This window comes from Streptomyces sp. NPDC007872, from assembly GCF_042868165.1.
Taxonomy (GTDB): domain Bacteria; phylum Actinomycetota; class Actinomycetes; order Streptomycetales; family Streptomycetaceae; genus Streptomyces.
Window position 1 is genome coordinate 439801 of sequence record NZ_JBIAEA010000007.1, and the last position, 8804, is coordinate 448604.

Sequence of the window (8804 nt, forward strand, 5' to 3'; positions counted from 1 at the left end):
GGTACACGTCGGCTCCAAGAGCCCCCTCACCTCCGGAGACCCGCCTGTGTCCAGCGTCGCACCCACCCGCACGTCCGTCGTGGAGTCCCTCATGGAGCGCTTCCCGGGGATTCCCCGGGAGGCCGTGCTCAAGGAGGACCTGCTGCGCGGCGGGGTCGCCTTCGACCCCGCCGCCCTGTCCGGCAACGAAGGGGGCGAGGTGAAGCCGAAGTCGTACTTCATCTTCTCCTTCGACCACCGGACGCTGCCGGAGCTCGGGGAGGCGGCGCTGAACCGCCCGCCGGAGGAGATCGTGCTGACCGGCGGCCCGTACGGGCTGCGGCGCACGGTGGTGTCGGTGCGGGTCAACCCGTCCTCGCCGTACCGGGTCGCGCCGGGCGAGGACGGGGCGCTCGCCCTCTTCCTGGACGGGGCGCGGATCGCGGACGTCGGTCTGCCGCCGATGCCGGAGTACTACCGGCACCCGCTGTCGAACGGCAAGTCCGTGATGGAGGTGGCGCCGACGATCCAGTGGGGCTACCTGATCTACCTGACGGTCTTCCGGGTGTGCCAGTACTTCGGTGCCAAGGAGGAGTGCCAGTACTGCGACATCAACCACAACTGGCGCCAGCACAAGGCGGCGGGCCGCCCGTACACCGGGGTGAAGCCGGTGGACGAGGTCCTGGAGGCCCTGGAGATCATCGACCGGCACGACACGGCCCGCGCGTCGACCGCCTACACCCTGACGGGCGGGGCCGTCACCTCGAAGGTCGGCGGGAAGGACGAGGCCGACTTCTACGGGCAGTACGCGCAGGCCATCGAGGAGCGCTTCCCCGGCCGCTGGATCGGCAAGGTCGTCGCGCAGGCCCTGCCCAAGGAGGACGTGCGGCGCTTCCACGACTACGGCATCCGGATCTACCACCCGAACTACGAGGTGTGGGACCGGCGCCTGTTCGAGCTGTACTGCCCCGGCAAGGAGCGCTACATCGGCCGGGACGAGTGGCACCGCCGGATCCTGGACTCGGCGGAGGTCTTCGGGCCGCGCAACGTCATCCCGAACTTCGTCGCCGGGGTCGAGATGGCGCGCCCCTCGGGCTTCCTGACCGTGGACGAGGCCATCGCCTCCACCCGGGAGGGCCTGCGGTTCTTCATGTCGCGCGGGATCACGCCCCGGTTCACCACCTGGTGCCCGGAGCCGACGACGCCGCTGGGCCGCGAGAACCCGGACGGCGCCCCGCTCGAATACCACCTGCGGCTCCTGGAGGCGTACACGGAGACGCTCCGGGAGAACGACCTCACCGCCCCGCCCGGCTACGGTCCGGCCGGTCCCGGCCGCGCGGTGTTCTCGGTCAGCTCCTTCATGGACGCGCTGACGCCGGAGCCCGGCGAAGGGGAGTGAGGGGGCCCGGCGGTCCCCAGGAAGCGGACGTGGGGGCGGCCGCCGGGGTCCGGCCGGGTCACGACGCTCCTGACCCGGTAGACGTCCGCGATCAGCTCCTCGGTGAGCACCTCGTCCGGCGTGCCGCCGGCCACCACGCGGCCGCCGGAGAGGACCACGAGCCGCTCGCAGTACATCGCCGCGAGGTTCAGGTCGTGCAGAGCGACGACGGCGGTGAGGCGCAGTCCGGCGACGAGCTCCAGGAGGTCGAGCTGGTGCTGGACGTCCAGGTGGTTGGTGGGTTCGTCGAGGAGGAGCTCGCGCGGCTCCTGGGCGAGGGCGCGGGCGATCTGGACGCGCTGGCGCTCGCCGCCGGAGAGGGTCCGCCAGGGCTGGCGGGCGCGGTCGGCGAGCCCGGTGCGGGCGAGGGCGGAGCGGACGGCGGCCTCGTCCGCCGCCGAGGGCGGGGTCCAGGCCCTGCGGTGCGGGACGCGGCCGAGGCGCACGACGTCGACGACGGTCAGGTCGGTCTGGGTGTCGGACTGCTGCTCGACCGTGGCGAGGCGCCGGGCGACGGTCCTGCGGCCGAGTCCGGACAGCGGCTCGCCGTCGAGGGTGACGACCCCGGAGTCGGGGGCGAGGACGCCGGCGAGCAGGCGCAGGAGCGTGGACTTGCCGGAGCCGTTGGGGCCGAGGAGGCCGGTGACGGTGCCGGGGACCGGGGCGATGCCGACGCCGTCGAGGACGAGGGTGCCGCCGGCGGTGCGCGAGACCCGGTCGGCGCGCAGGCCTTCCGTCCCGGGGGGCGTCGGGATCATCGCGTGCTCCTCGTGCTTCGTGTGCCTCACGTGCTTCGTGTGCCTCACGTGCTTCGTGCGCCTCACGTGCTTCGTGCGCTTCGCGTGCGGTAGAGGACGAGGACGAAGGCCGGTACGCCGACCAGCGAGGTGACCACGCCCACCGGGACCTCCTGGGGGTCGAGGACGGTACGGGCGAGGGTGTCGGCCCAGACCAGGAAGACCGCTCCGGCCAGGGCGGTGACCGGCAGGAGCCGGGCGTGTCCGGGGCCCGCGAGGGCGCGGGCGGCGTGCGGCAGGACGAGCCCGACGAAGCCGACGGCCCCGGCGGCGGAGACCAGGGCGGCCGTCAGGAGCGCGGTGACGCACAGGAGGACGAGCCGGGTCCGGACGACGGCGACGCCGAGCGAGGCGGCGGCCTCCTCCCCGAAGGCGAACGCGTCCAGGGTCCGCGCGTGGCCGACGCAGATCACCAGGGCCGCCGCGAGGACCCCCAGGCACACCCACACGTCGGTCCAGCCGGCCCCGGCGAGCGAGCCGAGCAGCCAGAAGAGGACGCCCCGGGTGGTCTCCGCGTCGGCGGCCGTCATCACGACGAAGGAGGTGAGGGCGGAGAAGAGCTGCATGGCGGCGACCCCGGAGAGGACCACGCGGTCCGTCGAGCCGCCGAGGGTGTGGCTGAGCAGCAGCACGAGCGCGAAGGAGCAGACCGCCCCGAGGAAGGCGCCGCCGGTGACGGAGAGGGCTCCCCCGCCGATCCCGAGGACGACGACCGCGACCGCGCCGGTCGAGGCACCGGAGGAGACCCCGAGGACGAAGGGGTCGGCCAGCGGGTTGCGCAGCAGCGACTGCATCACCGCGCCGCACAGGGCGAGGCCGGCGCCGCAGACGGCGGCGAGGAGCGTGCGGGGAAGCCGCAGGTCCCACACGATCCCGTCCCGGATCGGGGAGAGCGCCGGGGCACCCCCGCCGAGGTGGGCGGCGACCGTCGACCACACGTCGGCCACGCCGATGCGGGCCGGGCCGATGGTGATGGCCGCGGCCACCGAGGCGGCCAGGAGCGCGAGCCCGGCCGCCGTCCCCAGCAGGGCCGTCGCTCCCTTCCGTACCGGGGCGGTCGCCGGAGGGACGGGGGTCACTTGGCGAGACCGTGGGAGCGGAGGGCGGCCGCCACCTTCTCGACGGCCTCGACCGTGCGGATCGTGGGGTTGAGCGCCTGGCCGCTGAGGAGGACGTACCGCTTGTTCTTCACGGCCGTCATGCTGCGGGTGACGGGGTCGGACTCCAGGAACTCGATCTTCTTGGCGGCGCTCTCGGCCGACTGCGAGCGGCGGGTGAGGTCGCCGATGACGAGGACGTCGGGGTCGCGGTCGGCGACGGTCTCCCAGTTGATCTGGGGCCACTCCTCCTTGGTGTCGTCGAAGACGTTCTTCGCGCCCAGTTCGCGGGAGACGATGCCGGGGGCGCCGCAGCAGCCCGCCATGTAGGGCGCCTCGGAGTTGGCGAACCAGTAGAGGACCGTGGCGTTCTCGAAGCCGCCGCCCGAAGTCGCCTTCGCCACGCGGCCCTTGAGCTCCCCGACGAGCTTCTCGCCGCGCTCCCGGACCCCGAAGATCCGGGCCAGGTCGCGGATCTCGCCGTAGACCGTCTCCATGGTGAGCGGCCGGACGCGGACGCCGTCGCCGTCGCCGCTGTTGTCCTTGCCGACGCAGTCGGTGGGCGAGAGGTAGGTGGGGACGCCGAGCTGCTCGAACCGTTCGCGGGGCGCCACCCCGCCCTTGCCTAGGGTGTACGTGAAGGAGGCGGCGGCGAAGTCGGGTTCGGTGTCGAGGACCTTCTCGAAGGAGGGGTAGCGGTCGGCGAGGCGCGGGACCCCGGCGTTCTCCTCCTCCAGGCCCTTGAGCACGGGGTCCGTCCAGGTGCCGGTGCCCACCATGCGGTCGGCGAGGCCGAGGGAGAGCATGATCTCCGCCGCGCCCTGGTCGAGGGCGACGGCCCGCTCCGGCGCGCGCTCGACGCGGACGGGCCGTCCGCAGTTGTCGTCGAGGGTGACGGGGTATCCGGTCTTCGCCTCCCCGGCGCCGTCCGCGGGCCGGCCGGGGGCGGGGGTCGTGCCCGTGCCGCAGCCGGTCGCGGTCAGGAGCAGGGCGCCGGTGAGGAACAGCACGGCGGAGCGGACGGGGTGTGCGAGCGGCACGGGACTTCCTTCTGCGGCCACGGCTCATACGCGGAGCCTGTCGTACGGTGCTCCCCGGGCGGGCGTGCCGCCGGGGCCGCCAGCAGGTCTTCGGACTCGGGGTCAGCCGGACGGGGCGCCTTCCCGGGCCGTCGTCGCCGCCCAGTGGCCGATGCTCCGCCCGTCGCCCTCACCGCTGCGCGTCAGTTCCGGTCTCGCACCGGATTCCCTGACCCGTGCACGCACCCGTTCGGGTGCGTACAAAGGTGCGACTGGCCCCGGCACAGTACCACCGGCCCGGGGGCGTGCCCCGGGGCGCGGGGGGCGTCAGACGCGCAGCTCCTTGGCCTCGAAGCGGCCGTCCCCGAGGACCAGGACGAAGGAGACCTGCTGCCCCTCCGAGACGGTCCGGCTCTCGTCCTCGATGTCCTCCGCGCTGAACCAGACCTGGTCCTCGGAGCCGACGGGGACGACGAACCCGTATCCCCCGAGACGGTTGAAGGACTGCACGAAACCCTTGCTCCTGCTTTCCACGGCGGCCTCCTCCTCGGCGTCGGCGACGCGGGCGGGAGTCGTCCCGGCCGGGTGCGGCCGGGTCCGCGTCTCAGGGGAGGTGTACCCCGTCCGCCCGCCCTTCGCCCGTCGGCCGGCGGCCGTGCGCGAGCACCCCGGAGGATCTCGTAGAATCTTCAACAGAGGTCCGGTGCCGAAGATCCCCCGTGTTCGGCACCGGGCCTCGTCGCACGTCCGGGCCGGGACGGGGTACGGCGTCCGATCCGGAACGGGGTACGGCCTCCGGGCCCGGGCGGGGTGCGCCTCAGGCGCCGCCCGGGTACGCGATCCTCGCCGTGATCCTGGCGATGCGCGTCGCCGTCTCCGCCGGGGAGGCCACCGGCTGGACGATGTGGCTGACGGTGAGCCGCACGACCGTCTCGACGGCGAGGCCGCGCGACTCCTCGTCCACGTCGGGCCAGGCCTCGACCGCGTACGCGTGGAGCATCGCCATCGCCGTGCCGAAGACCGGCTCCGTGCGGGTGGTGAGGTAGGCGAGGAGGTCGTCCTCGCCGCCCCGGGCCGCGACCAGGACGCTCTTGATGAGGGGGTTGTCCACGGTCTGCTGGAGCGTGTAGCCGACGCCGGCCGTCGCGGCCTCCTCCAACGCGCCCCGGTGGGCGTCGAGTTCGCGCTCGATGCCGATCAGGAAGCCCTCCAGCTCGCGCTGGACCAGGGCGTTGCCGATGGCCTCCTTCGAGCCGAACTCGTTGTAGAGGGTCTGGCGGCTGATGCCCGCGGCCCGCGCGACGGAGGTCATGCGCAGCCCGCTCCAGCCCTCGGCGGCGACGAGGCGGTAGGCGGCGTCGAGCACCTGCTCGCGCAGCAGGGAGCGGACGCTCTCGCGGAAACGTGTCATCGTGGCCCACCTTATCCACCGGGAACCGCCCGGAGGAGGGGCGTGCGAGGGGGTCTCGGGCGCGGACGGCTTCTGTTCGGGAGGGACGGGAGGTTCCGTTCAGGAGGGGCCGAGGAAGCTCCGGTACCACTCCGCGTGACGGGCGAACCCCTCGGTGAAGGCCGGACCCGGGTCGCGGCCAAGGTCCCGCCAGGTGCGGTCGTCGGCGAACCAGTGGTCGGTGGCGAGCATGTCGAGGTGGTGGAGGGCGAAGGGGTGGGCCGCGAGGAGGGCGCGCGCCTCGGCGATGTCCACCGCCGGGCCCCGGCGCGGTCCGGCCCGGTGGGCGAGCAGCTCCTCGCCCGCCGCGAGGAGGTCCGCGACCGGCACCGGTTCGGGGTGGTCGACGTGGTACGGGCCGGCCTGGGTCCGGGGCGAGAGCGCCGCGCCGAGCAGGACGCCCGCCAGGCTGTCCGCGTCGATCAGGGAGTGGCGCGAGGCCCCGCCGTCGAGCGGACCGGGCAGGGCGCCGAGGAGCTTGACGAGGCCCGGCACCATCTGCCGGTCCCCGGCCCCGTATACGAGGTGGGGGCGCAGGACGGTCCCGCCCGCCTCCGTGACGTGCCGCTCGCCCGCCGCGCGGGTGCGGCTGGTCGCCGAGGCGGGGGCGATCGGCAGGGTGCCGGGGGCGGCGCCGCGGAAGGGGCCGCGGCCGTGGACCGAGGCCGTGCCCAGGGCGACGATCCGGCCCACCCCGGCGCGTACGGCGGCGTCGACCAGGGCCCGGGTGCCCTCGTCGTTGACGGCGCGGGCCGTCTCCTCGTCGCCGCCGATCGCGGAGGCGCAGTGGATCAGCACGTCGACGCCCTCGCAGGCCCGGCGCAGGGAGTCGGGGTCCCGGAGGTCGCCCCGGACGGTCTCGACCGCCGGAGTCCCCTGCGGCCCGGTGGCCGGGACGTCGAGCGGGCGGCGGGCGAGCAGGCGTACGTGCCCGGCCTCCGCCGTCGTCATGGCGGCGGCCGTCACCCGGCCGCCGATGAATCCGGACGCGCCGGTGATCAGGATGCGGAGGCCCATCGTGCGTTCCGGGTCAGCCCGCCGACCGGGCGGCGGGGCCGAGTCCGGCCACCGCCGGCTCCCGGGACGGGGAGGTGAGCGTGCAGAGGAAGACGGGCGTGCCGTCCTGGTGGCCGGTGATCCGGACGGCGGTCGCCGGACCGGCGGCGGTCAGGACCTCGGCCTCGATCCAGCAGGGGCTGTCGAGTTCCACGTAACGGGAGAAGGAGAGCTCCATGGCGGCGGGGAGGTAGGCGGTGTCGCCGGTCGCCAGCATCGCCGCCTGCCGGGCCGCTTCGAGGAGGAGCATCCCGGGGACGTGGTCGTTCGGGCGGCGGAAGAGCGTGGGGTGGGCGGTGTTGATCCGCAGTTGCCACCGGTCGGGGCGGTCGCCGGGGCCCAGGACGACGTCCTTGGGGTCCTCGCGGCCGACCAGGCGCGGGTCCACCCCGGGTATCAGGGGGACCGGGCGGCCGAGGGCCGCCATCCGCTCGCCCCGCATCCGGCGGTACGCCGGGCCCGGGGTGCAGCGCGCCGTGCTGTCGCCGGTGGCGACCCGCCGGCCGTCGCGGGTCATGACGACGCTGGTGCGCAGGCCGCGCACCCTGCCCGCGCGCAGCTCCAGCTCGGGGAAGGAGATCTCGGCGACGATCTCCGACGAGGGTCCGTCGAGGGCGAGTTCGGCGGGATCGGCGGTGTAGTTCAGCTCCCACATGACGAACTGATCCTCCACGGGTACCCCGAGTTCGGCGTGAAGGACGAGCATGGTGGCCTGACGTATCGTCTCGGCCACCAACACGGGGTCGTGCCGGTCACCTGCCACCGGGGAGAAGAAGGGATGCGAAGCAGGCCAGCGAGCGGAGACGGAGTAACGGTTCTCCCGCACCTGTGTCCAGGCCGTGGGAATGATGTCGGCGGGGTCGGCCCGATGGACGAACTCCCCCGGGACGGGTGTCGTTCCCCCGCGGTGGTGCTGTTCCATGGCTTCCCCTCGCAGTCCCTGCACACCCCGAACGGCAAATCCGTCCGGCGTAGGGTACGTAGAACGCGGTTTTCTTTTCAATGCTTCACGTCACAGAGTGAGCACAGACAGCGAGACAGCGGGAGGCGCCTTGGCGCAGCAAGCGCGTGCAATCCGGACCCGGCGGCTCATCCTGGAGTCGGCTGCCGCGGTCTTCGCCGAGCGCGGCTACGAGCGGACGACCATCGGGGAGATCCTGGTGCGCGCCGGGGTGACCAAGGGGGCGCTGTATTTCCACTTCGCCTCCAAGGAGGACCTCGCCCTCGGCGTGCTGGACGCCCAGATGCTCGACGAACCGCTCACCCCGCAGCCCGTCAAGCTCCAGGAGCTGGTCGACCAGGCCTTCCTGCTCACCCACCGGCTGCAGCGCGATCCGCTGGTGCGGGCGAGCGTCGCACTGGCCCTGGACAGCGGCGCCACCGGGGTCGACCGGGCCGCTCCCTTCCGGGCGTGGATCGACCAGGTGGCGGAGATCCTCACCGTCGCGAAGGTGCGGGGGGAACTCCTCCTCCACGTGAACGTGACGGACACGGCCGAACTCTTCGCGGGGTCCTTCTCCGGAATTCAGGCGATGTCCCAGATCCTGTGCGACCGCAATGACCTCACTCATCGGGTTCTGGTGCTGCTCCGGTACGTGCTGCCGACCATATGCACCCCGGCCGTGCTGATCCGCCTGGAAATGACCGAGGAGCACGCACGGAGGCTCGCCGTCGAGTACGACGAGAAGCGGTTCGCCGAGGACGGCGAGAACCTCACGGCGTCCTCCCGCTGACACGATCGACCGCGCGGTTCTCCGAGCGCCCCGACGCATGACGCGTCGGGGCGCTCTGGCGTTTGTGGCACTGAGTGTGCTTTGCTGAGGGTACTCAGTGCCACAAGCGTCTAGGGGAGCTCCACATCATGGGCAAGGACTTCGACCTGTATCGGCCTTCCGAGGAGCACGACATGCTCCGGGAGTCGGTGCGTGCGCTGGCGGAGGCGAAGATCGCGCCGTTCGCGGCGGCGGT

9 protein-coding genes and 1 riboswitch are annotated in these 8804 nt (G+C 73.2%); of the genes, 2 read left to right on the forward strand and 7 right to left on the reverse strand.

Annotated elements, in window-relative coordinates; translation table 11 throughout:
• Positions 1-91: 91 nt before the first annotated feature.
• Positions 92-1378 carry a radical SAM protein gene (locus ACFYNX_RS25935; RefSeq protein ID WP_365549843.1) on the forward strand — a complete coding sequence of 429 codons (1287 nt, stop codon included), beginning with the start codon at positions 92-94 and terminating at the stop codon, positions 1376-1378.
• On the opposite strand, the gene ACFYNX_RS25940 is transcribed toward ACFYNX_RS25935, so the two are convergent.
• The 7 genes from ACFYNX_RS25940 to ACFYNX_RS25970 all read right to left on the reverse strand — a co-directional run bounded on the left by ACFYNX_RS25940 (position 1291) and on the right by ACFYNX_RS25970 (position 7758).
• On the reverse strand, positions 1291-2175 hold the full coding sequence (locus tag ACFYNX_RS25940; protein WP_388664512.1) for an ABC transporter ATP-binding protein: 885 nt from the start codon (positions 2173-2175) through the stop codon (positions 1291-1293). The genes ACFYNX_RS25935 and ACFYNX_RS25940 overlap by 88 nt on opposite strands.
• A gap of 62 nt (positions 2176-2237) precedes the next feature.
• Positions 2238-3293: a FecCD family ABC transporter permease gene (locus tag ACFYNX_RS25945; RefSeq protein ID WP_388664514.1), complete on the reverse strand. Its 1056-nt coding sequence runs from the start codon at positions 3291-3293 to the stop codon at positions 2238-2240.
• Positions 3290-4351, reverse strand: a complete 1062-nt coding sequence (locus tag ACFYNX_RS25950) for an ABC transporter substrate-binding protein (RefSeq protein ID WP_388664516.1) — start codon at positions 4349-4351, stop codon at positions 3290-3292. Before ACFYNX_RS25950 ends, ACFYNX_RS25945 begins: the two co-directional genes overlap by 4 nt.
• A gap of 84 nt (positions 4352-4435) precedes the next feature.
• A riboswitch (cobalamin riboswitch) is annotated at positions 4436-4561 on the reverse strand.
• Positions 4562-4657: 96 nt separating this feature from the next.
• On the reverse strand, positions 4658-4864 hold the full coding sequence (locus ACFYNX_RS25955; protein WP_365549815.1) for a cold shock domain-containing protein: 207 nt from the start codon (positions 4862-4864) through the stop codon (positions 4658-4660).
• A gap of 283 nt (positions 4865-5147) precedes the next feature.
• The gene (locus ACFYNX_RS25960) at positions 5148-5741 is read right to left on the reverse strand and encodes a TetR family transcriptional regulator (protein WP_365549818.1); all 594 of its coding nucleotides are present in this window, start codon (positions 5739-5741) and stop codon (positions 5148-5150) included.
• Between the two features lie 99 nt (positions 5742-5840).
• Entirely contained in the window at positions 5841-6797 is a 957-nt protein-coding gene (locus tag ACFYNX_RS25965) for an NAD-dependent epimerase/dehydratase family protein (RefSeq protein WP_388664519.1), read from the reverse strand.
• Positions 6798-6810: 13 nt separating this feature from the next.
• Entirely contained in the window at positions 6811-7758 is a 948-nt protein-coding gene (locus tag ACFYNX_RS25970) for a ScbA/BarX family gamma-butyrolactone biosynthesis protein (RefSeq protein WP_388664521.1), read from the reverse strand.
• Between the two features lie 130 nt (positions 7759-7888).
• Here ACFYNX_RS25970 and ACFYNX_RS25975 point away from each other — a divergent pair, with 130 nt between their 5' ends.
• Positions 7889-8569, forward strand: a complete 681-nt coding sequence (locus ACFYNX_RS25975) for a ScbR family autoregulator-binding transcription factor (protein ID WP_388664523.1) — start codon at positions 7889-7891, stop codon at positions 8567-8569.
• The last annotated feature ends 235 nt before the right edge of the window (positions 8570-8804 follow it).